The sequence below is a fragment of the Aureimonas ureilytica DSM 18598 = NBRC 106430 genome (assembly GCF_000382705.1).
In the GTDB taxonomy this organism is placed as follows: Bacteria; Pseudomonadota; Alphaproteobacteria; order Rhizobiales; family Rhizobiaceae; genus Aureimonas; species Aureimonas ureilytica.
The window spans coordinates 332,761-357,293 of sequence record NZ_ARQE01000002.1 but is presented as its reverse complement, the minus strand read 5'-3'; the positions used below and the strand labels follow the sequence as shown (position 1 = coordinate 357,293).

Genomic DNA, 24,533 nt, shown 5'->3' with positions numbered 1-24,533 from the left:
TCAGGCGGGGATGGCGTCGATCGTCGCCGGGTCCTGCTCGGGGATGCCGTTCTCGCCGTGACGGAACTCCGACAGCGCCTTGTAGACTTGGAGACGGGCCCGCATCACCGAGCCGAGCGGCCGGTGGGCGGCGAGGCAGTGGGCCGGCCGGAACGTCATTACCTCGTCAAAATACCGCTGACGAGCGGGACCATAGGCGTCCTGCGCGGGCAGGCGGATCTTGGCGACGGTAACATAGGGGCTCTCGTCCTCCGGCCATTCGACCGAGGCGTCCTCGATCGGCTGGGACTTCGCATCGCGCCAGAGCTGGGCCTTCAGTTCGAACACGACCTCGTTGGCGTGGAAGTGCGCGACGGTGGCATGGCGGAAGCCGTCCTCGTCCGCCTTGGGGTCGAGCTGCCAATCCCTAAGCGCGTCCTGACCTTGCGAGGTCGGGAAGGCGCCTAGCTTAGCGACATAGGCGCCGAAGCGCATCGGGGCCTGGCTGTAGTAGGGCTCGGCCAGCGGGTGGGAGAACGGGTGGCCGAAGAAGTCGGCCTTCGGGCTCTCGGTGCCGAGTGTGTGGAGCGCCCGGTTGAAGTTGCGCGCGAGCGAGGACACCGCGCTCTTGGCGCCTTCCGGCAGTCCGGCCGACTTGCCGATCACCGTGCCGTCCCGCAGGAAGCCCTCTGCCGTTCCGGACGGAAAGGTCGTGCCGCTGGCGAGCACGAAGTCCTGCGTGTCCGTGGCGTGGCCCGGCAGCTTCTCGCCGGGCACGTCGAAGACCTTGATCGACATGCCGCGATGGGTGGACACTCGGTCGCCCAGACGCTCACCGGGCCCCTGCGCGAAGCGCACCGCGACGGGATGGATGCCGGGTCGGGCGAACAGGCCTTGCGCCAGTTCGGGGGGCAGGCCTTCGGGGATCTCCAGCGTTCCGACGGCAAGGGCCGTCGACTTGGCGTGGCTGGCGCGCACGGCGTGGTGCTCGCGCTGCTCCACGGTCTGCGACTGCTGCGTCATGCCCTGGATGATGCCGTCGATCGTCTTCTGTTCGCCCTCGCGCGGCTGCTCGACGTCGGGGCTGTAGGGCAGGGGCGGACGGGTCATCTTGTCGTCTCCGGAGCTTCACCGCCTCGCGTCGAGCGGCATGTCGTAGCGACAAGCAAAGCCGCAATGGAGGAGTTCCAAAGTTAGGCGGGCAATGAGCATTCGCGTCGATACGATAAGCGGCGGAAGCTCTCAGGTGACCACTTCCCCGTCGCCGCTCGCTGTCAGGCCACCCGTGGCACAGCGCTCGGGTTGAAGTTGGCGAGCGGTGGCAATTACGCCCGGGCAGGACCCCCGGTGAAAGGAGATATCCACAGGCAACATCCCACCCGTGGACGAGCGATCGGTCTGCGTTGACTCGGCGACTAGCCTCGGAACAGAACAAGAACATATCCCGTCACCGAGTCGCCCGTAGGAATCCGTTCCGTATCCCGCCCATGCAGCGCGCACCCGACAGATCCATCATCGACGACCTTCGCGAGCGCGTCCAGCGCCTCGAGGGACGGGACGCGCGGGTACGCAAGGCGCTGCCGTTCGGCCTGCCCGAGATCGACGGCCGCCTGCCGGGCGGCGGACTTGTGCTCGGCGCCCTGCATGAGGTCGCGGGTGGTGGGAACGGAGCCGTCGACGGAGCCGCCGCCGCGCTCTTCACCGCCGGAGTTGCCGCCAGGACCAAAGGCAAGGTCCTGTGGTGCGTGACACGCCAGGACCTGTTCGCTCCCGCCATCGCTCAGGCGGGCTTGGCTCCCGGGCGGGTCATCTTCGTCGAGGCGGGTGACGAGAAGACCCTTCTGGCCTGCTTCGAGGACGGCCTCCGGCACGGCGGACTCGGCGCTGTCGTCGCCGAAGTCGCCAAGCTGTCCATGACGGCGTCCCGGCGGCTCCAGCTCGCCGCCGAGGGATCTGGCGCGCTCGCTCTCGCTGTCCGCCGATGGCGGCGTCAGGCAGAGGCCGCAGACTTTGGCCAGCCCACCGCGTGCGTGACCCGCTGGCGCGTCTCCGTCTTGCCGTCGCGGCCGTTGCCTGTCCCGGGCGTCGGCCGCGCGCGTTGGCTTCTCGAACTCCTCCGGTCCCGCGCCGGGGAATGTGCCGACTTCGAAGTGGAGGCCTGTGATGGCAAGGGTCGTCTCGCTTTTCCTGCCTCGGTGGCCGACCGATCGGCTGCGCCGCAAGTCGCCCGGAAGCGCGCCACCGGCTGACGTGCCGCTCGTGCTCATCGGGCGGGACGGGAGCCGCCGCGTCGTCGTGGCGGCGGATGAACTGGCCGAAAGCGCCGGCCTCCATGTCGGCATGCCCGCAACGAAGGCCCAGGCCCTGGTTCCCGGCCTCGCCATTTTGGACGCCGACCCGGTCGGGGACGCGGACGCGCTCGATCGTCTGGCCGTCTGGGCCCTCCGGTTCTCGCCCGTGGTCGCCGCCGACCCGCCGGACGGGCTTGTCGTCGACACGACCGGCGCCGATCACCTGCACGGCGGGGAGGAGGCGATGCTCCGCACGATCGTCGACCGCTTCGCCTCGTCGGGGTTGGAAGCGCGTGTCGCCATTGCCGACACCTGGGGTGCCGCCCATGCTGCCGCCCGGCATGCGGGAGCCGCCATGGTCCTCGTGGAACCGGGGCGGACGGACCACGCCCTGTCGCGCCTGCCGCTGGCCGCCTTGCGGCTGCCTGAGCGCATGCGCCATGACCTCCATGTCCTCGGCTTCGCGACGGTCGGCGACCTTGCCGCGCAGCCCAGGGCCCCGCTCGTCCAGCGCTTCGGTCCGCAGTTCATCCGGCGGCTGGACCAAGCGTTCGGTAATGTGCCCGAGCCGATCGAGCCCGTCCGGTCGCCGGACCTCGTCGAGGTGCGACGCGTGTTCGGCGAGCCGATTGGCGCACCGGAGACCATCAAGCGGTACGTCGGCAAGCTGATCGTCCAGCTCGTCGCCGAACTTGAGCTACGTGGCCTTGGCGCCCGCCGCCTCGACCTTCTGTTCGGGCGGGTCGACAACCGCTGGGAAGCCATTCGCATCGGCACGGCCAAGGCGGAGCGCGACGCGCGTCGCCTGACGCGTCTCCTTTGCGACCGGATCGAGAAGGTGGACCCTGGCTTCGGGATCGAGGTCATGACGCTTGCGGCGACCCATGCCGAACCTCTGGGCGCCAGTCAGGTCGTCTCGTCACTGGTTGAGGAGCCTGAGCCGGACGTCTCGGGCTTGGTCGACCTCCTGGCGAACCGCATCGGCGAGCGGCGCCTGTACCGCTTCGCTCCTGTGGCCAGCGACGTCCCGGAGCGCTCCGTCACGCGTGTCGAGCCGATGAGCGTCGACGACGGTGCGTCCTGGGACGACCACTGGCCGCGCCCATCGAGGTTGTTGGTCAGACCCGAGCCCGTCGAGACGATGGCGCTCCTTCCCGACAACCCACCCGTCTGGTTCTCGTGGCGCGGCCAGCGGCGCCGCGTCCGCCGCGCCGACGGACCGGAGCGCGTGTTCGGTGAGTGGTGGAAGCGGGAAGCGGAGGCGGCCGAGGTTAGGGACTACTTCCGAGTGGAGGACGACGCGGGCGAGCGGTACTGGATCTTCCGCGCCGGTGACGGCGAACATCCCGCGACGGGATCCCACCGCTGGTTCCTGCATGGTGTTTTCGGATGACGGCGGGGGCGGAGAGGGCATGCCATCCGAAGCGACAGGGACGGTCGATGCCTGAGCGTCCCCATGGCTAAGGGACATCGCTACGTCGAGCTCCAGGTCACCTCGCACTTCTCCTTCCTGCGTGGGGCGTCGTCCTCCGAGGAGCTCTTCGCCACCGCAGCGCTTATGGGCATGGAGGCGCTGGCCGTCGTCGACCGGAATTCGGTCGCCGGGATCGTACGAGCGCACGAGGCGGCCAAGACGACGGGCGTCCGCGCCATCGTCGGCTGTCGCCTCGACCTCGTCGACGCACTCCCCGTTCTCGTCTACCCGATGGACCGTCCGGCCTACGCCCGGCTCTGCCGCCTCCTGTCGCTCGGCAAGTCGCGGGGCGGGAAGGGGCGGTGCGTGCTGCATTGGGACGACCTCGTCGCGCACGGGGAGGGCATGGTTGCGATCCTCGTTCCCGATGAGGCCGACGAGGACCTCTGCCGCCAGCTCCGTCGCCTGCGGGAGGCGTTCGGCAATCGAGCCTACGTCGCGCTCACTTTGCGCCGCCGCCCGAACGACCAGCTTCGGCTGCATGACATCGCGACGGCGGCCTTGGCGGCGCTCGTGCCGACGGTGGTGACGAACGACGTCCTGTTCCATGAGCCCGACCGACGGATCTTGCAGGACGTCGTCACGTGCATCCGGCACAACGTCACCATCGACAACGCGGGCTTCCGCCGCGAGCGGCATGCCGACCGCTATCTCAAGCCGCCGGAAGAGATGCACCGCCTGTTCGCCCGGTATCCGGAGGCGCTCGCCCGCACGGTCGAGATCGCCGGCCGTTGCCGCTTCTCCCTGTCCGAGCTCGCCTACCAATACCCGGAAGAGCGCCAGTTCCCCAACCTGACGCCGCAGGAGGCGCTGGCGAAGCTGACATGGGAGGGGGCGGCCGAGCGCTACCCCGAAGGCCTGCCGAACAGCGTCCGGCGCAACCTCGAGCACGAGCTCCGGCTGATCGAGCGTCTCGACTACGCCCCGTACTTCCTGACGGTGAACTCCATCGTCCGCTTCGCCCGGTCGAAGGGCATCCTCTGCCAAGGCCGCGGCTCGGCCGCGAACTCCGCCGTCTGTTACGTCCTTGGCGTCACCTCGATCGACCCTTCGCGCAACGACCTCCTGTTCGAGCGCTTCGTCTCGGAGGAGCGCCGCGAGCCGCCGGACATCGACGTCGACTTCGAGCATGAACGGCGCGAGGAGGTCATCCAGTGGGTCTACGAGACCTACGGGCGTGACAGGGCCGCCTTGTGTTCGACCGTCATCCGCTACCGGGCGAAAGGCGCGCTACGCGACGTCGGAAAGGCGCTCGGCCTACCCGAGGATCTGACGAAGACGCTGTCGTCCCAGGTGTGGGGCTGGTCGGAGGACATCGACGAGAAGCACGCGGCGTCGATCAACCTGAACCTCGACGACCGGCGCCTTCGGCTCGCGCTCGAGCTCGCGGGACAACTCGTCGGCTTTCCACGGCATCTGTCGCAGCACCCTGGCGGCTTCGTCCTCACCCGCGACCGGCTCGACGAACTCGTTCCCATCGAGCCGGCCGCCATGGTCGACCGCCAGGTGATCGAGTGGGACAAGGACGACATCGACGCGCTGAAGTTCATGAAGGTCGACGTCCTCGCGCTCGGCATGCTGTCGGCCATGCGTCGGGGACTGGACCTTCTTCGCGAGCACAAGGGCATCGACCTCGACCTCGCATCCATCCCGGCCGAGGATCCAAGGACCTATGCGATGATCCGGCGGGCCGACACGCTGGGGACGTTCCAGATCGAGTCCCGCGCCCAGATGGCGATGCTGCCGCGGATGAAGCCGAGGACGTTCTACGACCTCGTCATCGAGGTGGCGATCGTCCGCCCTGGGCCGATCCAGGGTGACATGGTCCACCCCTACCTGCGGCGCCGCGAGGGCAAGGAGAAGGTCGTCTTCCCGAAGCCAGAGCTCGAGCGCGTCCTTGGCAAGACGCTCGGCGTGCCACTGTTCCAGGAGCAGGCGATGCGCGTCGCGATCGAATGCGCAGGATTCACGCCCGGCGAAGCGGACCAGCTCCGCCGCGCCATGGCGACGTTCAAGTTCACGGGCGGCGTCTCCCACTTCCGCGACAAGCTCGTCGAGGGGATGGTCGCGAACGGCTACAGCCAAGAGTTCGCCGAGCGCACGTTCCGCCAGCTCGAAGGCTTCGGGTCCTATGGCTTCCCGGAGAGCCATGCCGCGAGCTTCGCCTTGATCGCCTACGCCTCGTCCTGGCTGAAGTGCTGGCACCCTGACGTGTTCTGCGCGGCGCTGCTGAACGCCCAGCCGATGGGCTTCTACGCCCCGGCGCAGATCGTGCGGGACGCGCAGGAGCACGGCGTCGCGTTGCGGCCCGTGTGCGTTAACGCCAGCCGCTGGGACTGCACGCTGGAACCGAGCGGAGCGGAAGAGTTTTCCGATGCCGACGACGGGCGGTTCGCCGTTCGGCTCGGGTTGCGGATGGTGCGGGGCTTAAGCAACGCGGACGCGGCGCGGCTTGTCGCGGCGCGCGGGGACGTGCCGTTCGCGTCCGTCGACGACCTGTGGCGGCGGGCGAGGGTCCCGCACTCAGCATTGACCGAGCTTGCCGAGGCCGACGCCTTCCGTCCGTCGATCGGCCTGTCCCGCAGGGACGCGCTGTGGGCGATCAAGTCGTTGCGCGACGAGCCGCTCCCGTTGTTCGCCGCGGCGGCCGAACGGGAGGCGGCGACCGTGTCCGAGCAGGTCGAGCCCGTCGTTCGGCTGCGGGCGATGCCGGAAGGCGGAGAGGTCGTCGAGGACTACGGCCACGTCGGCCTGACGCTCCGCCAGCACCCCGTCGCGTTCCTCCGGGCCGAACTCGCCCGGCGGCGCGTCATCACCTGCGCCGAGGCCATGTCGTCGCGGGACCGTCGCTGGGTGGAGGTCGCCGGACTCGTCCTCGTGCGCCAACGGCCGGGGTCCGCCAAGGGCGTCATGTTCATCACGATCGAGGACGAGACGGACGTCGCCAACCTCGTGGTGTGGACGAAGGTGTTCGAGGCGAACCGCCGGACTGTGCTCGGCGCCGGGATGATGGGTGTGCGCGGACGGATCCAGCGGGAAGGGGAGGTCGTGCATCTGGTGGCTCACGCGCTGACGGACCTCAGCCCGGAGTTCGCAAGCGTTGGGCGCCGTGGTCGGGTAGATGACGGCGTTGCAGATGCGGCGAGCCAATCGGCAACGACGCCACCACGGATGCCGCCCGCCAAGGTAATGGCGGATCCTTACGGCCACGTTGTCGATGAGATCCGGATCAAGACGCGAGACTTCCGTTAGGGCGGCAGCACCTTCGGCGGAGGCCGATCCAACTGAATGAAAGGGATCAATGGCGGCGATGAAGCAAGCTACACCAAGCGGCAAACCGACGAGAGGCTTGTTTGGGCGGCTCCCGCCGAAAAAGCTGATGCATCCATCATACAAGTTCCTCGCGGATTCGCCGCGCAACCGATCGACCCGGGCGATGATGAACGAGGCTTTCGCCCGCTTCCCCGATCGCGACGGCAACTTCGTGGAACAGTTCCAGACCACGGGCTTCGACAACAGGACATTCGAGCTCTACGTCAGCGAGCTTCTCCATTCCGAAGGTTTCGCGCTGGTCGGCGACGCTCCCCATCCGGATTTCAGTGTCGAGAAGGACGGTATTCGGATCCACATTGAATGCACGACCGCGAACCGCACCGACACGGGCGGCAGCAGGCTCGTTCCCTACGAGCCGACGAACGACAAGGACCTGAGTATCCAAGACATCAAGGATCGATCCGAGAACGACATCCCGGTGCGAATAGGCGGTGCGTTGCGGAACAAGCTCCTGCACCGGATCAACAGGAAGAGGGATCCGAAAGCCTACTGGGAATTGCCCCATGTCACCGGGCAGCCGTTCGTGATCGCGGTGGAATCGTTTCACGAGCACGGTTCGCTTGGCTTCGGCGGCGCCGCAACCGCCTTCTACCTGTACGGGATCAGGCAGTCGCCGAGTTGGGACGGTAGCGGCAAGCTCGTCATCGACCAGCAGCAGGTCGCCCGCCACGTCAGCGGCGACAAGGAGATTCCGTCTGGCTTCTTCAACCTGCCGGGAACGGAACACGTGTCGGCCGTGCTGTGGACGAATGCCGGGACGGTACCGAAATTCACGCGTGTCGCCTTGGCCGGACCTTACCCCGACGAGCACATGACGGTGCTCCGCTTCGGAACCATGAACGATCCCGATCCCAACGCCCATCAGCCCTTGCCCTTTGCATACATTGTGGGAGACCCGGGGGCGCCGGAAGAAACGTGGGGGCAGGAGGCCATGCTGATACACAATCCCAACGCCCTCCATCCCGTACCCGCAGGTCTGTTCGAGTCGGTGACGGAGACGGCGCTCGAGAACGGCAGGCCCGTCGACACCATGAAGTCGGGGTTTCTTCCCTACATGTCGATGTCGAACGTGTTTGCGGGCCCGGGTCATCGCCGAGTTGCAACGGAGTTCGGAGATCGGGCCTACGAGGCGCTGGTGGAACTCTTCGCGGCGAACGATCCCAGAAACGGTTAAGCCGAACGCCTGTCCCGCCATCGGGTCATGCCTCCCGTCAAAGACGCACGACGACACGAGCTCTCGTGCGCTTCGCACCGCGGGGCATCCGGCGGCGGTCCCAAGCTCGGGCCTGCGGTCGGATCCGGTCCGGGCATTGAGGAGTGCCCGATTGGAAGGAGGTTTGTTCTCGTTCAACCGTACGGGCGAGCTTGCTCGCTGAGTTCACGTCGGGTGGCATGGGACTGATGTCGCGTCGGGGCTGTCGACCGGGGTCGAGGCGGTGAATCCTTTCATGCGGTTGTGGCCGTTCGCTCTCGGGTTGCCTTCTCTCCGGCCATCGGCTCTAGTCGGCCAACCCCATGCGAGCCGAATCCATGCAGCCGACCGAATCGACGTTCCAACCTCGGCACCGTCAGCCCGAGAACATGAGGTCCGCACCCCGTGCCGGACACTGACACGACGGTTGACGGTACGGATCGCGGCGAGGCGGAGCCGGAGGCGTTCGCCCGGGCGCTCGCGACGTTGCTGAACCCTTCGAGGATCGACGGGGTGGTGAAAAGCTGCGTCCGTGCAGTTCACGACGACGCATGGGAGGGGCCGCGCACGGGGCTGCTGCATGTCCGCTTCAGCGAGGACAGGCCGAGGGTCGAAGATCTCGCCGACCTCCTTTGGGCGGAATGCATGTTCTATGCGCTGCCGAGGCGCAAGCAGGAGAAATTCCGTCGCGAGATCGCAGGCGGTGACATGACGGCGGTGGCGCGCTGCTACCGGGCGGTCAGGGACCTCTTCATCGAGTTCAACGTCCGGCACCCGGCGCGGGCGAGCGAGTTGGGGGAGGTTCTCGCTTATTGCCTGGTGCAGGAGCACCTTGCCGCCGCCCAGGTGGCGAGCAAGATGTCGTTGAAGACTGCGGGCAACATGCCCGTTCACGGGCTGGATGGAATCCACGCGGTCTTCGAGCACGGGGCGCTGACGGTCTACTTCCTGGAGTCCAAGCTCTCGGGCAACGGGCGGCGGGGCATGGCATCCTACGCGCAGTCGGCGGCCGAGTTCCTAGGTGACCGACGCCAGTACCTCCGGGAGTACGAGATCGTCGCCGACCTCGGGAACCTCGACGCGCTCGAGGGCGAGGACAGGCAGCGCGCCCTCGATCATTTCGACGTCATGGGCGGCAATGCGCCCCAGCGCAGGGAGCGCTTCGTCGGGGTCGTCTGCCATTCGGAGGCACGCCATTTCGGGACGCGGTTGCCCGTCCGCGACGACCAGCCCCCCGACGCTCACGAGCGCGACTTCTCCGAACGGTACGCCGCGGATCACGCTGCACTCAGGCTTGCCGCGAGGAGACAGTTGCTGGAGCATGGGGCGGACCCCGCCAAGGCGATCGTCCTGTTCGTCGCGGTGCCGGACGTGAGGGCGCTCCGAAGGGCGTTCTACGCCGCGATGGGCGTGGTCGAGCGCGACCTGCCGTTGGACGGCGACGACATCGACATGGGCGACGACGACGCTGGAGGCGATCCGACATGAGCTTTGCCCTGGACCTTTCGGCGCGCATGACGGGCCACGAGGCGTTTTCGGACATCTTCCGACGCCTCGAGAGCTCGGGCGCCGCCCGCTCCATCGAGGCGGAGATCGAAACCGCGTCGGCGCCGCCGTCGGACGAGGAACTCCAGAAGCTTCTCTACTGTGCGGGCGTCTTTGTGCAGACCGAGGACCTCGACTACAGGCGCATGGCCCAATCGATCGCCCTGAACTCGCTCATCGTCGCGCGGGGCAACGAGGTGGCGTACGAGCGTGGCCGCCGCATCCTGGCCGAACTGGGCAACTTTCCCGCGCTGGACCGCGTCGCCGCGGACGGTCCGGCGATCGGGTCCTCGTTCCTCGACGCCCTGCGCCGGACGTTGTTCCGCGAACTGAACAACGTCCGCGTGGGCGACCAGTGGCTGCCCCTGACCGACTTCCAGAAGGATACATGGGACGAACTGCCGGAGGCGCATGCGATCGCCATCTCGGCGCCGACATCGGCGGGAAAGTCATTCCTCGTCATCGAGCATCTTTGCAGGCAGGTCGAGCGGGCGGCGACCTACTGCGCAGTCTATGTCGCGCCGACGCGCGCGCTCTTGTCGGAGGTGGGCGCCAAGATCCAGCGGCGACTCGGCGAGGCCGGGGGCGTCAGGGTCACGACCGTTCCCACGTTGGACGGGTCCGCCCCTGACCGCCAGGTGTTCGTGCTGACGCAGGAGCGTCTCCAGGTCCTGCTTGCCGCCACTTCCATCGCCTTCGACCTCGTCGTCGTCGACGAGGCGCAGAACCTGTCGGACGGCTCCAGGGGGATGATCCTCCAGGACAGCATCGAGCAGGCCGTGGCTCGAAGCGGTTCGACGCGGCTGGTTCTCCTGGCGCCGGGCGCGCGCGGCTTCGAGACGGTCGGCGCGACCATCGGCGCGCCCGGACTGACGGTGGCCAGATCCGAGCTGCCCTCCGTCCTCCAGAACAGGATCCAGTTGAGGAAGGCGGAGGTCGGCAATGCGCTCGAGCTGGACCTCCTGACGGCGGAGGGGCCGCGCCGCCTCGGCATCTTCCGCAGCGCGCGGGGATTCGACGTGCCGGGCAGCCGCTTGGCCGCGGCGGCTCTGGAACTCGGCTCGTCAGGCGGATCCCTCGTCTACGCGACGGGTCCGACGGACGCTGAGGAGACAGCCCGCCAACTGGCCCACGGCCGGGACCCGGACGGTGACGCGGCGCTTGCCGCCATCTCCGACTTCGTGAAGGCACACATCCATCCCGACTACTCCTTGGCGGGGATGATCCGGAAGGGCGTCGCGTTCCATTACGGCAAGATGCCGACCCTCCTGCGCGAGACCCTCGAGGGAGCCTTCCGCGACGGCCACGTCAAGTTCCTGACCTGCACCACCACCCTGTTCGAGGGCATCAACCTTCCGGCGCGCAACGTCTTCATCGATACGCCCACGAGGGGTATCAGGAAGCCGCTCGCCCCTGCGGCGCTCTGGAACTTCGCAGGACGCGCCGGGCGCATGTCCGCGGACATCGTCGGCAACGTGTTCCTCGTCGACTACGACGAGTGGCCGGAGAAGCCGCTCGACGCGTTCGTCGGTTACGAGGTCCAGTCGGCATTTCTGAGGACTGCGTCCGACATGCCGGACCGCCTCCTCGACGCGCTCAGCGGCGCCATGCCGACGGAATCACCCCAGGACGACGACGCACCGAGGGTCAGGGCGGCGGCTGGGCTTCTGATCTCGAAGGCATCGAGCAAGGAGGTCGAGAGCTACGTCGAACGCACTCTCGGCACCCTCGACGAGGGGCTGCGGAACCGCTTGGCCGAGGCGAGCCTCGCCGCCAGCGAGCGCATCGACCTCCCGGCGTCCCTGCTGGCGACCAACTGGACGGTCGACCCGTTCGGACTGCGTCGGCTCTACGACAACATGCTGGAGAAGGTGGCGGAGGGGAAAACGCGCAAGCTGATGCCAGTCAACCCCTTGGGCAAGGGGGCCTCGACCGCGTACAGCTCCATCTTCGGCAGGATCCACCGCGAGGTGAACCGCGGCAGTGTGGGCTTCGCGGGCTTGGTTTCCGGTGTAGCGCTCGATTGGATGCGCGGGCTGCCCTATCCCGTCCTCCTCGCGAAGGCGGTCGAGCGCCAGAGACGTTCCGACGCGCGGAGGATCGAGACCAACAGGATCACGCGGGAAGAGAACCCTGCCAGCAGGGTCAGGGATCCGGGCGAGATCGTCGTGGACGACGTCATCCGCAGGGAGTTCGACCTCATCGAGGATCAGGTCCGCTTCCGCTTCGTCCAGCTCGGCAAGGCCTACGTCGAGATACTCGCCCTCGTCCTGCGGGATACCGGGCAGGAAGGCGCGATCCGCGACATCTACGACTTCCCGCTGGCGCTGGAACTCGGCATCGCGACGAAGTCCGGCTGGTCGTTCATGGAACTCGGTCTGTCGCGGATCTCGGCAGCGGCGCTCCAACCCATCTACCCCGACAGCAACCTGACGCCCGAAGCTGCGCGCCGATGGCTGGCGGAGATCGAGGACATCAACACGTTGCGTCTCGGCACGGTGATCGTCGACGAGCTTCGGCGCCTGAAGCTCGTCCGGTAGTGGGCTGACACGGCAACGGGGCCCAGCGTTAGGGCATCGGACCTGGATTGTGGTCCGCATCCCGTCGCGGGTTCATCGCAACCGCACGTGCTGGGTTTCGGCGAGCTTCGTCGCTAGCCCCTCGAGCTCCGGCCGCCGCCGCTCGATGATCGTCCTCGCGTCCGTAAGGCAACCCGCGAGCACGCTCTCGACGCGGCGACGAAGCCGTGCATCTTCGATCTCCGGCATGCGGCTCGCCAAGGTGTCGAGCGGCACCGACGCCAGCCTCGAGCCAAGCCCCAAAGAGCACTCGGCGGCCTGGATCATGCGGGTCGCCTTGACCAGATCCGCCGCCGCGGTGCCTCCCGAACCGCTGCCACGCGAGCCGAGCACCACCTCCTCGGCCGCGAGGCCGCCAAGCAGCACGGTGACCTGGGCCGTCATGCGCTCCCAGGTCAGGTCGAGACCCTCGACGGTGCGGAAATCGGTCCGATGCTCGTGCCCGTCCCGCACACGGCGCCGCACCGAGACACCGCTGGGCACCAAGCCCGAAACGGCCGCAAGCTCGATGCCGACGACGACGTGCCCCGCCTCGTGGATGCAGAGCCGTCTGAAGGCATCGTCCGACAGGAGGACACCCTTGGGCAACGCGTTCCACAGGTCGTCCTCCACCAAGGCGCGCCGTTCCCGGCGGGCGAGGGCACGCGCCTCGCGAACGGCTTGGCCGAGCGAGGCACCCGTCACCTCGCCGATCTCGTCCGCGATCTTCGAGAGGTCGACGTCCGGCAGGTCCGTGCGCAGGTGATGGCGCAGGATCCCGGTGCGCCCGTCTAGGTCGGGTAGGCGGACCTCGATCAGCCGTCCGAGACGCCCCGGCCGCAGGATCGCGTCGTCGATCGCGTCGACCGCGTTGGTCGCGCCGATCACCACGACGCCCTCCCGCCCGACCGTCCCGTCGAGGCATTCGAGGAACCCGTTGATGACTTGCCGCTGGTAGGACGCGTGCTCGCCGAGGAACGCGTCCCGGCTGCCGACGGAGTCGAGTTCGTCGACGAACAGGAGGCACGGCGCCTTCCTGCGGGCCTCGTCGAACGCTGCGCGCATCGCCTTCAAGAGATCGCCGAGGTGGCCGCGCGCCTGCCAGGCCGCGAAGGAGTGCGGCAGGAGCGGCAGGCCGCAGGACCCGGCGACGGCAGTGGCGAACAGCGTCTTGCCCGTTCCCGGCGGGCCGTGAACGACGGCCCCGCTCTCGACGTCGTCCCAGGGCAGGCTCCCGGCACGATAGTCGGCGAGGTCCGCCGCGAGCGAAAGGCCCCAGCGTCCGGCCTCGCCCATGCCCGGGAGATCCTCCAGACGCTCGGGACGGACGCTCTTCGGAGCCGACGTGGCAGCCGTCGCCTGCGAACGGCTCGCATCGCCGCGTCGGGAGCGCGCCCTTTCCCCAGGAGCCTCGTCATCGTCCACGTGACGGCGCAGGCGTCCGGCCGTCGTCCACATGCGCTCGCGCGTCGTGCCCGGCCGGATGAGGAGGTTGCAGTACGGCAATGGCAGGCCGCGGATCCGCCGGACCAGCGCGTCGTCGGGAACGAAGCCCGCAATCTCTACGATGAGGTCCTTCACGAGGGCATGGCGTCCCGCCAGCGGCAGCACGGCGTCGGCGACCGTCGAGAGGACGGCCGGGATGCGCGACCGCAGGCGGGTGAGGACGATGATGCCCCGCCGCCTCGTGCACGCTTCGAGCAGGACGCCCTCGAGATGGTTCGGGCGCAGCCGATCCGGATCCGTCCAGCCCCGGACGACGAGGTCGAGCGCGAACGGCTTGTCGGGCGTCCCTCCAATGAGTTCCTCGGCGGCTACCTGGAAGGTCGAAGCGTCGGCGGGCGTCACGCCGTGGACGACAACGAGGCCGGAATGCCCTTCCAAGATTCGGGACGCGCCGTCCGCCGCGAGGGTCGCGCGCAGCAGTTCGTCGGCAATGCGGACGGCGGGGGTCGTGCGCGCGGCCGTGGGCGCGACCAATCGAGCGAGGTCGAGGCGGTCATCCATCGAGTCGCACTCCCGCGGGAACGCCGAGGCGCCAGAAGCGGCTTTCGCTACGCGCGTAACCCCGGTCCTCGTCGAGCAGCCAGAGCGGGGAGGTCACGGCGTCCCGTTCGCCGGACAGGTGGGGATGTCCCGAGGGACGCCCCACAAGGCAGTCTACGAGGCGGGTGGCGGCCCGCCAGTCCGAGAGAACGGGCGCAGCGTCCAGCTCCGGAGCAGTGGGTGCGACGCCGTCGCGGATGCGGGTGAGGTCGCGGACGAGTTCGGTCAGGCGGGCGATCTCGGCGTCGAGTTCGCCGACGCAGGGCGCGCCCCCGGCGAGGATGATGGGCATTTGCTTGACTTCCGCAACGGCCGCAGCGGCGGCGTGGAACTGACGGGTGGGGACGGTCAGTCCGGGCGCCTTATGACGCGAGTGCGGGAGCCGAGCGGCTCGTCGAGATCGAGGTCGACGACGCGCGCGAGCGCCAGCGAGGCGACGGCCGCAACGGGGCGGGCCGTGTGGCGCAGGAGTCCGAGGCAGTCGGCGAGCGTTACCGATCCCTCGTCGTCGAGAGCGGCGAGCAGCCGGACCCGGTCGTCCAACGTCACGCGCCACCGTGCGTAGGGAAGGATCAGGCGGGCGTTCTCGAGGCGGACCGGGTCGAGATCGGCCCTAGAGATCGCCCGGCTGGGGACGCCGGGAACCGCTGCGGCCGGGACGCTGCCAGGTGGCGGGTCCTCGACGGGGCGAAGCCGCTCCCGCTCGGCGCCGCGATGCACCTCGATGACGACCGCCGAGGGACCGCCGTCCGACGGGGCGGCGCCATGGCAGAGCCAGCGGTCGACCTCGGGATCGACGTCGAGGAGCCGCGCGACGTCGCATGCGAGCCGGGTCGGCAGTAGGGGTTCGCCGACACAGCGTAGCGGGCGATAGCCGCACGATGCGGCGGAACCGTCGGGCTGGAAGGCAAGCGGGAATGCGGTGATCGACGCCATGCGTACGCCTCCGACGGGACGGCGCCTGGCGCGCGTCCGCAAATCAAACCGAGGGGTTCGCGGTCAGCGTATGGGGAGGTTGGGGGACGAAGCGCGCACGCAGGCCAGCCCGGAAGGGCTGGACATCGCACAGTCGAGGGCGCGCGCTTCGATCATGGCGGCGAGGCTAGGCGACGCGCGCGGTGGGAGTCAACGTGCGCGTCGATGGGGCCGCGGAGGCGGTGGATAACTCAGGAAACACCACGAAGGATGGCGGGCGAAGTCGGCTCCTGTCCGACAACGACCTGTGGTCCCGTCACGCTGCGGATGCGGCGATCGTCGTGGCCGCGTCCGCCATCGACTCGGCGTTCTCGATCGCCTCCGCGCCCTCGAGCTCCTCGAGCGGTTCGCTGCCTTCGTCGTCGAAATCGATCCAGCGATCCTCCGACACCCACGTCGGCATTCGATTCCCGAGGCGGGCGAGCGCGAGGCCGACCTCCGAACGGGAAGCGTCCGACGGCCGAGCGCCCGCCGCATGCTCGAGCGCTCGCTGGCCGGACGCTTGCCCGTGCCGATGGATCCAGCGCATGCCCTCGTGGGCGATCTGTACGGCGGGATCGACAAGCTCTCGGGTCAACGCCGACGCAACCGCGCAACCGAGGTGGAACGCGACTGGGGGCGGCAGGGCGTTGCCGATCTGGCGGTAGACCTGCTTCTTGGATCCTCGGAACGGCCAGTCCGAGGGAAAACCCTGGAGGGTGGCAAGCATTCCGTTCGTCGCCTCGACCTTGCCGTCGTGGTCCGGTCCGGGCGCGCCATTCCCGATGCGTTTTGTCACGAAGCCCATCTCGGCCCACACCTTGGCGGTGTTGCTCTGGCCGAGGTCCATTCCGTTCTTTCGGTCGCTGCCGCCCGTCACCGTCGGCGCGGCGCGGTCCATGCCTTGGCGGATCGCTTCCGTCGGAACCCAGCCGCCCGAGCGCAGGTGGCCATCCAGCCCGGCAATGACGGGATGCGGCTCGGTGCCGTAATGGTGGAGCGCAGTGGGCCACCGGAAGCGATCCATCGCGGCGCGCTCGCGGAAGGCGACCAGGAACGCTCGCTTCCGGTTCTGCGGCACCCCGAAATGCGAGGAGTCGATCGTGCGCCATTCGGCGGCGTACCCCATGCGCTTCAGCCGACCGAGCACGCGGAAGCGATGGAGGTCGTAGTCCGGCTCGAAGATGGTCTCGACGTTCTCGATCATCACCGCGCGCGGCCGGAGCTGCTCGGCCAGCCGGAGGGCCTCGGCGAAGAGGTCCCGCTCGTCGCCCGCCCCCTTGCGATGGCCAGCGCGCGAGTAGCCCTGACAGGGAACGCCACCCGCGAGAAGGTCGACGTCGCCGATCTCGCCGGGATCGTAGCCGATGAGGTCGGCCTCCACGACGTGATCTGGCCCGAAGGCGGCGCGCAGGGTCTCGCAGGCGGAGGGATCGCGCTCTAGGAGGGCGAGGTGGCGGAACCCCGCCTTCGACAGCCCAGCCGCCTGGCCGCCCGCACCCGCGCAGATCTCGACGACGGTGAGGCCGTGCGTGAGCGCCGAGGTCGTCGAGCGGATCCCGGCGTTCGGGGCGTCCGCTTGCGGCGGCACGTCGGCGGTGGGGCAGGCGCCTGCCTCATCCGACGCGTTGCCCGACGCTGCCACGACAAGGTGGGCGGCGGCCGCGGCGATTTCGGCTGCCGTCGTGGCGCTCGCGAGCGCCGTCAAGGCATCGGTGAGCGGATGTGGGACCGGATCGGCCGCACCCGCCGTACGGGTCGAGAGCGCGGACAGGATCGGCATGAGGACACGCGCGCGCACCGCCGACTCCATCAGGCGGAACTCGTCGGCGTCCGGGTCGGCGGCCAGCTCGACGATGCGGGCGATCTCCGCGAGAAGGTTCGTCGAGAACGCGGCCACGGACCGTGCGAGGGACCCCAGTCCCTGGGTCGGCGGCCGCGCCTTCGCATCGCCGCCGCGGACGAGGGCCTTGGCCTCCTTGACGGTGAGGGTGCGGTCCGCCTCGAGGGCGGCGAGCGCGCGGTCGCGGCCCTCGGGTTTCGCGCAGGCGATCGTCAGGGCGACGCTCGGTGCGACGCGCTTCCCGACGAGCCACTTCCTCCGGTCGTTCAAGACCCGAAAAGTCTTCCGGTATCCGAGGGCCGTGCGGGCGTCGATCCCGCATTCGGCAAGCACCCATGTCGAGTAGTTGCCGCGCAGCAGCTTCGCCGCCTCCTCGAGTGCCTCGCCCGCGTCGAGCATGCCGATCAGGCTCCGCTTGCCGAGGTCGCGGACGCTCTTGCGCAGCTCGCGCAGGCGGTCGGCCGTGATGCGGTCCGCGGACGGCGGCAGCTTGGCGTTGGGCTTGGTCATCCGTGCGAATCCCTTGAGGCTCGCCGGGATCTTGAGGGGCGGTGGACTAAGGGCCCGGGAACAGGATCGTTAGGATTCGAGGTAACGCGCCGCCACGTCGGTAAAGATTCGCCGATGATGTTCCCGAACGCTCATGAACCGATCCTTCACCGCCGGACGCTACCCGAAGAACGTTGAATCCTCGAGGGCCAGTACGCCGAAACGAAATCCTAGCGTCGTTTGTGGCAGGTGGACAGCCAGCGCGGCGGCAGTCGGATTGTGACGGTGCCGACAGCACGCTGGAGCGGGGAGCGAGTCGAAATTGCGTTGACGTGCTGACATCGAGGCCCGCTTGGAACGGCGATGGTTACGCTGGGGGGTCGATTGCAATGGCGCAAATGGTCAACACGTGTGGCGCGACACGAGACTGAACGAGTTATGAGGTTCGAGATGATGTCGATGGACGACGAAATCGGGTTTGCCCTTGCGGCGCTCAATCAAGCGGACAAGGACATGGTGGCGTTCGAGAAGGACGAGTTCGACGGCGAGGACGACTATCTCGACGAGGACCAGCCTTACACGCGGATCAAGGTCCGGATCGACGAGGCCATGGACGCGATTGGTCGCGAGGGCCTCACGCCGAAAGCTGCGGCAATGGGCGTTCTTGCCCTTATGGAAGCCGTGCTACTCACAACCTCCGAGAGCCATTTGAACATGATCCAGGCTGCGGTCCGGATGACCGAAGCCGCAGAGCGCGGCTCGATGGAGGCGGGATAGCGTCGTAACCGCCGGAGGCTTCACCGACTGATTGGTAAGTCGCACGATTTTTCAGGCGGCGGCCGATGTCTCGATCGGTCACGCTCGCGACTTCGCCATTTGGGCTTGACGGTGCAGCTCACGGACCCGGTTCGCAAGTGCCGGATCGGGTCCGTCGACGGGCACCTTCGGGGCAATCTCGTTGATGGAGAGCGAGCGCACCGGGAACGGCGCCGCTCCGAGTTCCGCCTGCCACTCCCCGAGCTGCGCCGCCGACGAAGCGTAGGCGATCCGACCGAGCCCGACCCACGCATGGGCGGCCGAGCACATCGGGCAGTGCTCGCCCGAGGTGTAGACGGTGGCCGCAGCGCGCTCGTCGGGCCGAAGACGCTCGGCGGCCCATCTCGCGATCGCGAACTCCGGGTGGCGCGTCGCGTCGCCGCCGCCGACTTCGTTGAACGCCTCGAACAGGACGGCGCCGTCACCGGACACGAGGACCGACCCGAAGGGTTCGTTCCCGGCCTTCACGGCGTCGGAGGCCAGTTCGACGCACCGTTCAAGATGCCTCCTGTCGCGTTCGTCGATCATCGTTCCTCTCCCTGGTCAACGCCGCTCGACGAGCTCTACGGTGTGCCCCTCGCTGTCGCGCACGACCGCGCGACGGCCCCAGTCGCTGTCACGTGGCGTTACAAGGGCCGATCCCTCGTTGGCGACAGCGGCAGCGAACGCCCGATCGACGTCGTCGACCGAAAAGCCGAGTCTCAGCCCGCTGGTCCGCGCCTGAGACGTGCAGGGATAGATCTCCAGCACGAAGCCAGCCGAGGCGCTGGCAAAGTGAGTTGGCCCGGAACCATGACGCTCCTTAACGAACGACAGCCCGATGGAGGTGTAGAACGTCACCAAGCTGTCCGGGTTTGACGCCCTCAATACCATCAGGTTGGGCTTCGCGTTCATCGTGAAGCCGCCCTACCCGACAGTCGTCGCGCGCCGCTTCGGAGCTTCGGCAAGTGTGATGGGCGCCTCGAACCCTTCGAACTTGACCATCAGCACCACCGATCCGCCCAACGCGTTCACGTACTTCTGGATCGAGCTGACATACGTATCGACGTGCCGTTCCAACCTGGAAACGGCTGCCTGCTGGTTGCCCATCCTGCTCGCAACCTCGTTCTGCGACAGGTTCATGAGGTTTCGGAGGTCGCCGAGATGCATCGCCTTCGATGCGGCGTCGCCGGATTGCGAAAGCATCATGATCCGGCTCGCCGCCAATTCAGCCGAACTGAAGATTTCGTCCGGGCGCGATCCGTATGTGTCGTCGTCCGACGTGAACAAGCCGTACCCCTGACCGCGGCGCCATGCGACTTCGATGGATCGTCCGCCTACCGTCAGGTCAAAGAACCATTCTCCCGCGTCCGATGACGGAGCATCGACGGTGATCGTTGTCAGGAGGCTGCCGAGGCGATCCTCTAGGGCCTTCGCGGCAAGATGCCCATCGGAGATGGCGTCATCAATTCGTCGATCGTCCGTCCGTCTAGTCCAGGCTTGCTCAAGCATGTCTCGGTGCCCTTCCTGATCTGGATTGAGCCGTTCTCGTCGATCAGGGTCTGATGGCCGCGGCTTCGGTATCGGATGACCCGGGGGTCATCGTTTGCGATCCTGCTGTTGTCTTCCTGGGGAGGATAGAGCCTGCCATCCTCCATCCACGCCGCCGGATTGTATGGGATGTTGCTAAGCTCATCCTCGACCGCGTTCATCGTGTCCGACAACAGCCGATAGGCGTCGTCATGCGACCCGGCCGGATCCGCCTTTGCCAGCAAGGCGAAGACCAACTCGGCTCTCTCCGACTTGCTCGGCATCCCATCCTCCAGGCACATTCCATATGTGTTATATTCACTGCGGTAGTCAAGGAGCGGGTGAGGGGGGGCGGTGAAAGTCGCACACGTCCGGGACCTGCCGAGCCCGAGCGTCATCGGATCTGTCCGGATGGACGCCTTGTCGCTTTCCCATGTCCGGCCGAGCCTTTCGTAAGCACGAAGGGGGATGTGATGGCGGGGAAGAGCGAACGGGGACGGCGTGGCGCGAGCAAGCCGCCCGCAGAGAGCGAATGGGGTCGCGCCTTTCCGGGTGAGGCGGCACGGGTCGTGATGACCGATCGCGAGGTCGCCATCCTGCGCAGGCCCGAAGGCGATCCCGAGGCGGGGGCGGACTGGCGGTCGTCGCTCAACCTGACGTCGTCGGGATGGCTGCTGATCGCCATGCGGAACGGCCTTTGGTACAGCGTGGAGTACACCGGGACACTCGAGCAGGCCGACAACCTCGCGCGCGAACTCGCCGCGCCGAACAGGTCCTCCCACGAGATGCGGACATCGTTCGTGCTGCGGCCCGTGAACCTCACCGCCGAACTCGTCGAGGCGACGGGCATCGCGGTGCTCGACGTTCCGCTCCTGAAGGTGGAATGGGTGCCGGACGACTCGATCTTCGTCGTCGGGAACCACCATCGCCTGACCCTCAACGCGGCCGTCGCCGTCCAGACCGACGCCGCCGAGTGGCGCCGGAACGAGCGAAGGGGGCGGGAGTCGGCATACCACGCCGCCGTCCTGGAGGACCGAGACACCCGGATGCGGAAGGCCTGCCGTGACACGTCGGAGCCGTTGGCGCCGCGTTACTGAACGGAAGGGATAGCCTGTCCGCTGGCAGTTTGCTCGCTCGTGTCGCTCTGACTGCGATTCCGAGCGAAAGCCATCAGCGTCAGGCGTGCGGTCTCGTGCCCGTGCCTGACGATGCGGTCGAAGTCGATCTCCGAGATCCGCATCAGGTTGGTCGGGTAGTTCAACGATGCCAGGCTGTCTTCGTCACTGAGGAACTCCGGGAGGACGTCGGAGGGCAGCCGGAATGATCGGGCGGAGGTTCCCATCCGGAGCAGGTATCCCTCGAACTCCTTCTGCTGAATCGACTTCATGAGCATGCGGGATCGCAGCGACCGGATCTGGTCCGCGGCGATGTCGAAGAGGCGGGGAGAGGCGAGGCGCCCTCGGATCAGGTTCGCGGCGATCGAACTGGGCGGCCCGAGTGGGCCGGATGCGTCGCTGCACATTAGGATGTCGCAGTCCTGCAAGCCCTCGACAGGCTTGTAGAGGGGTTCGAGCGCCATGTTCTCGTAGGCGCCCCCATCCCACAGATGAACCGTCCTCGCGGCGGGCGTGATTTGCGTTTTCGGTGCCTTGGTCGCCGGGTCGGTCTGCCACCAACCGTGTTCCGGCAGAGACAGCTTGAGAGCTCCAATGGCATAGGGAACCGCCGCGGACGCAGCGATTGCTTCCGCAACCGAGACCCTGGGCGAGAAGTGGCGACCGAACTTCCAGTCTCCCATGGCCTCACGACTGAATCGCCAGTTCTTGCCCGTCTCGATGCATGTCGTGTTGATGTGCCATACGGGTGACGGCGGCAGGTCCGCAAGCTCGAGTTCAATCCCCCAACGCCGCCGCAGCATGTCGGCCAGGATGTTCGCGCGACGGAAAAGGATCTGGACGTTGGCGCGGATCGCGCCGCCCAAGCCGAGAGCGCGGAAGCTGAGGAGGTCGCCGGAGATCAGCATTCGACGGATCGATGGGTAGACGCTCTCGATGAACTCCGAAGACGACGGCCAGCGCCCCTCCGCTCGCGCGAAGATCGCGCCCGTCACCAGGCTGCCGCCGGACACCGTCGAAAGCTGCGTGACGTGCTCCAGCCGCCCTTCCTCGGCCAGATGCTTCAGCACGCCGAGATGGAAGACGGCGGCGCGTATCCCGCCGCCGGACAGGGCGAGACCGATCCTGCGAGGCGTGGTGAACTCATCAGCGGACATCAGGCTGCGGTCCTAAACATCAGGCCCATCTCGCCTTCGCCTACGATTAGGGAGATCGCGGGGAGGCCGTCGATCGACAACGCGAGCGATAGCTGCTGGATCTGACGGACGTCGACGGAACTGGGGCTGGCGCAGTGACCGGAGGGGTGGGAATGCCATTCCCCTAGGTATCGGACCTGGCCGCCGGATCTCGCGCGTGCGTCCTCGATGCTGCGACGCAGGCCCCGCGTTCCCCGTTCGAACCCTGCGGGTGTGCCGATGCTGTCGGGGGGACTCGGCAGGGCATGGACGATCGCGATGTGCCGAGCCACGTGATCGGCCAAGCCGACCAACGGTCCTCCCGTTTCGTTCGGGAGCGCCTCCGCTCTTTTGCTCGCGAGCTCACGGACGAGGCTTTCGGGAACGGTGATCCTCCATCCCTGCGTCTCGAGGCAGACGCAACTCGCTTCCATGCCGACGCTAGTGATGTCGCCGTTGGGTTGGCGGCTCCAGATCCGCAGGCTCGCAGCAGGAGCCGATGCGGCCCCTGGGAGCGCTCCCGCCAGCAGGCCCGCAAGGACGGCGACGGAGGAGGACGGGATGGTGTTCGTAAGGGCGCGGCAGGCACCCGTGTGCCGCATCTGCTGGCCGGGGCGGTGGTGATGCGCGAGTGCAGGGTTCACGAGGACCTCGCGCAGATAGGTGGCTTCCACGTCTCGCAGCCGCTGGGTTCTGTCGGCCGCTTCGGCCATCAGGACACACGACAGGCCGTCCGGCGTGAAGAAGGCGCAAAGCCGTCGGGCATCGCCCTCCCGATCCGACAGCCAGCGCGACACCGCGATCGAGGCGGACGCATCGAGAACGAGGTCCGCACAGTCGATGGCTTCGGCGGCCGGGTCCTCCGCACCGAGGTGCAGGACATTGGCAACGATGGCGTCGGCCCCGACGTCGGGCCGCAACGAGCGCAGCCGCCCCACAAGCTGGGGCGCCTTGGCCCGGCCGCACGATGCCAGGGTCAACATGTGGCGAGCCATGTTGTGCGGGAGCAGGGTGTCGTCGTCGATGACGGTCCAGCGGTACTGGCCTTCCCGCGTCAGGTGCTCGGCGACCGCGGAACCCAGCGATCCGGCGCCGACCATCACGAGGTGGCGGCGGTCGAAATCGCGACGGCCCGCGAGCTGCGTGGCACGTTCGGCGTCCAGTTCGCGGTGGACCGGAACCATGAACACCGGAATGGCGTCGGACCCGTCAATGGAAACGATCGGAACGAGGAGCGGGAGATGGCTGGCATCCTTCCCATCATCCGTGTCGTTCGTGGTGAGCACGCCCAGTGCCACCCCGATGTCGCCGAGACTGGCCGGAACCAGGAAGACCATCGGCAACGATGCGCCGATCTCACCCGTCAGCGGGTGGACTTGGGGCATGCTGACGAACACGCAGACCTGCCACGTCCTGCCCCGATCCTCGCCCAACGAGCCCGCCCATGCCCGCGCGTCCCGCCTGAGGCGTTCGATCAGGTCGAAGCCCCGCTTGGCCAGCATGTCGGCAAGCTGCCTCAGGGTCGCGGGGGCTCTTCGCATGCGGGTCATCCGCTGGGGTTCGATAACGACGTCGACGAAGCTGAGAACGAATGCGCCATGCGCCTCCTGGGCTTCCCCACGTGAAGCGACGACGAGGCATTGCGAATCGACGCCGGCGAGACCGATCGTGAGGTCCTTGCCCTCGGCGAGCGCGGCTTCGGCGTCGGCCCGCAGGATGACGCTGTAGCCGTTGTCATAGGCGAAGAAGGGATCGAAGGGCTGGTCGGCCCCGTGAAGTCGCCCCTCGCATGCCTTCTCGAACCAGTTCACGATCCGGATCATCAACTCGGATCCGCTGTAGTCCCCGCGCACGTCCTCCCACGGTCGGTCGTCGATGCAGAGAGCGGACGGCAGCCCCTCCCGGGTCAGCAACTGGTGGGGGGTATCCGGGAAATCCTGGCGACCGACCGCGACGAAGGGTGCCATGCGGTTGTCCGCAAGGAAGCAGACGGAAACCGTCTCTGTCGGATGGACCGCATAGACGGGCCGTTGCGGAAGTTCGATCCGCAGGTCGAAGGTCACTGTCTCGACGCCGGGCGGCGTCGTCCGGTGACACGCACGCAGGCGCGCAAAATCGCTGCATTCGGCCTCGATGAAGGCGACGAACGCCTTGGCCAGCGGAATGAGGACCTCCTTGCTCTCTACGGGGACGCTGCCTGCCGGGGTCCACATC

At 67.6% G+C, this 24,533-nt stretch carries 18 protein-coding genes; 8 read left to right on the top strand and 10 right to left on the bottom strand.

The window, feature by feature from the left end:
* Entirely contained in the window at positions 1-1,089 is a 1,089-nt protein-coding gene (locus B146_RS0105440) for a catalase family protein (protein ID WP_019995405.1), read from the bottom strand.
* Positions 1,090-1,466: 377 nt separating this feature from the next.
* Between B146_RS0105440 and B146_RS0105435 the strand changes: the two genes are divergently transcribed.
* The 6 genes from B146_RS0105435 (at position 1,467) to B146_RS25110 (ending at position 12,354) form a co-directional block, all read left to right on the top strand.
* Positions 1,467-2,228: an ImuA family protein gene (locus B146_RS0105435; protein ID WP_019995404.1), complete on the top strand. Its 762-nt coding sequence runs from the start codon at positions 1,467-1,469 to the stop codon at positions 2,226-2,228.
* Positions 2,143-3,663, top strand: coding sequence for a Y-family DNA polymerase (locus B146_RS0105430; RefSeq protein ID WP_026358352.1), 1,521 nt, complete (start codon positions 2,143-2,145; stop codon positions 3,661-3,663). Before B146_RS0105435 ends, B146_RS0105430 begins: the two co-directional genes overlap by 86 nt.
* Positions 3,664-3,726: 63 nt before the next feature.
* Positions 3,727-6,996 carry an error-prone DNA polymerase gene (locus tag B146_RS0105425; protein ID WP_019995402.1) on the top strand — a complete coding sequence of 1,090 codons (3,270 nt, stop codon included), beginning with the start codon at positions 3,727-3,729 and terminating at the stop codon, positions 6,994-6,996.
* 49 nt (positions 6,997-7,045) lie between these two features.
* The gene (locus B146_RS0105420; protein ID WP_202814980.1) at positions 7,046-8,251 is read left to right on the top strand and encodes a hypothetical protein; all 1,206 of its coding nucleotides are present in this window, start codon (positions 7,046-7,048) and stop codon (positions 8,249-8,251) included.
* A 423-nt stretch (positions 8,252-8,674) separates the two neighbouring features.
* Positions 8,675-9,757: a HamA C-terminal domain-containing protein gene (locus tag B146_RS25115; RefSeq protein ID WP_019995400.1), complete on the top strand. Its 1,083-nt coding sequence runs from the start codon at positions 8,675-8,677 to the stop codon at positions 9,755-9,757.
* Complete coding sequence (locus tag B146_RS25110) at positions 9,754-12,354, top strand: DEAD/DEAH box helicase (RefSeq protein WP_019995399.1); 2,601 nt, start codon at positions 9,754-9,756, stop codon at positions 12,352-12,354. The genes B146_RS25115 and B146_RS25110 overlap by 4 nt, the downstream gene beginning before the upstream one ends.
* Before the next feature lie 72 nt (positions 12,355-12,426).
* On the opposite strand, the gene B146_RS25105 is transcribed toward B146_RS25110, so the two are convergent.
* From B146_RS25105 to B146_RS27585, 4 genes are all read right to left on the bottom strand, one after another.
* Complete coding sequence (locus B146_RS25105) at positions 12,427-14,379, bottom strand: AAA family ATPase (RefSeq protein WP_019995398.1); 1,953 nt, start codon at positions 14,377-14,379, stop codon at positions 12,427-12,429.
* Entirely contained in the window at positions 14,372-14,710 is a 339-nt protein-coding gene (locus B146_RS0105400; RefSeq protein ID WP_019995397.1) for a DUF6634 family protein, read from the bottom strand. The genes B146_RS25105 and B146_RS0105400 overlap by 8 nt, the downstream gene beginning before the upstream one ends.
* Before the next feature lie 56 nt (positions 14,711-14,766).
* Complete coding sequence (locus B146_RS0105395) at positions 14,767-15,354, bottom strand: hypothetical protein (protein WP_019995396.1); 588 nt, start codon at positions 15,352-15,354, stop codon at positions 14,767-14,769.
* Positions 15,355-15,649: 295 nt separating this feature from the next.
* Positions 15,650-17,725 carry a DNA cytosine methyltransferase gene (locus B146_RS27585; protein ID WP_019995395.1) on the bottom strand — a complete coding sequence of 692 codons (2,076 nt, stop codon included), beginning with the start codon at positions 17,723-17,725 and terminating at the stop codon, positions 15,650-15,652.
* A gap of 438 nt (positions 17,726-18,163) precedes the next feature.
* On the opposite strand from B146_RS27585, the gene B146_RS0105385 reads away from it, so the two are divergent.
* A complete protein-coding gene (locus B146_RS0105385) occupies positions 18,164-18,481 on the top strand; it encodes a hypothetical protein (RefSeq protein WP_155897377.1) in 318 nt (105 codons plus the stop codon).
* A 78-nt stretch (positions 18,482-18,559) separates the two neighbouring features.
* On the opposite strand, the gene B146_RS0105380 is transcribed toward B146_RS0105385, so the two are convergent.
* The 3 genes from B146_RS0105380 to B146_RS28910 are packed head-to-tail and all read right to left on the bottom strand — an operon-like array spanning position 18,560 to position 20,011.
* Positions 18,560-19,048 carry a nucleoside deaminase gene (locus tag B146_RS0105380; RefSeq protein ID WP_019995393.1) on the bottom strand — a complete coding sequence of 163 codons (489 nt, stop codon included), beginning with the start codon at positions 19,046-19,048 and terminating at the stop codon, positions 18,560-18,562.
* 15 nt (positions 19,049-19,063) lie between these two features.
* Positions 19,064-19,414, bottom strand: coding sequence for a VOC family protein (locus B146_RS0105375; RefSeq protein ID WP_026358349.1), 351 nt, complete (start codon positions 19,412-19,414; stop codon positions 19,064-19,066).
* A 12-nt stretch (positions 19,415-19,426) separates the two neighbouring features.
* Positions 19,427-20,011: a helix-turn-helix domain-containing protein gene (locus B146_RS28910; RefSeq protein ID WP_155897376.1), complete on the bottom strand. Its 585-nt coding sequence runs from the start codon at positions 20,009-20,011 to the stop codon at positions 19,427-19,429.
* Between the two features lie 590 nt (positions 20,012-20,601).
* Here B146_RS28910 and B146_RS0105360 point away from each other — a divergent pair.
* Positions 20,602-21,126 carry a hypothetical protein gene (locus B146_RS0105360; RefSeq protein ID WP_155897375.1) on the top strand — a complete coding sequence of 175 codons (525 nt, stop codon included), beginning with the start codon at positions 20,602-20,604 and terminating at the stop codon, positions 21,124-21,126.
* On the opposite strand, the gene B146_RS0105355 is transcribed toward B146_RS0105360, so the two are convergent.
* Positions 21,120-22,301, bottom strand: a complete 1,182-nt coding sequence (locus B146_RS0105355; protein ID WP_019995388.1) for a patatin-like phospholipase family protein — start codon at positions 22,299-22,301, stop codon at positions 21,120-21,122. The two genes, B146_RS0105360 and B146_RS0105355, sit on opposite strands and share 7 nt — an antisense overlap.
* A complete protein-coding gene (locus tag B146_RS0105350; protein WP_019995387.1) occupies positions 22,301-24,532 on the bottom strand; it encodes a ThiF family adenylyltransferase in 2,232 nt (743 codons plus the stop codon). The genes B146_RS0105355 and B146_RS0105350 overlap by 1 nt, the downstream gene beginning before the upstream one ends.
* Between the last annotated feature and the right edge of the window lies 1 nt (position 24,533).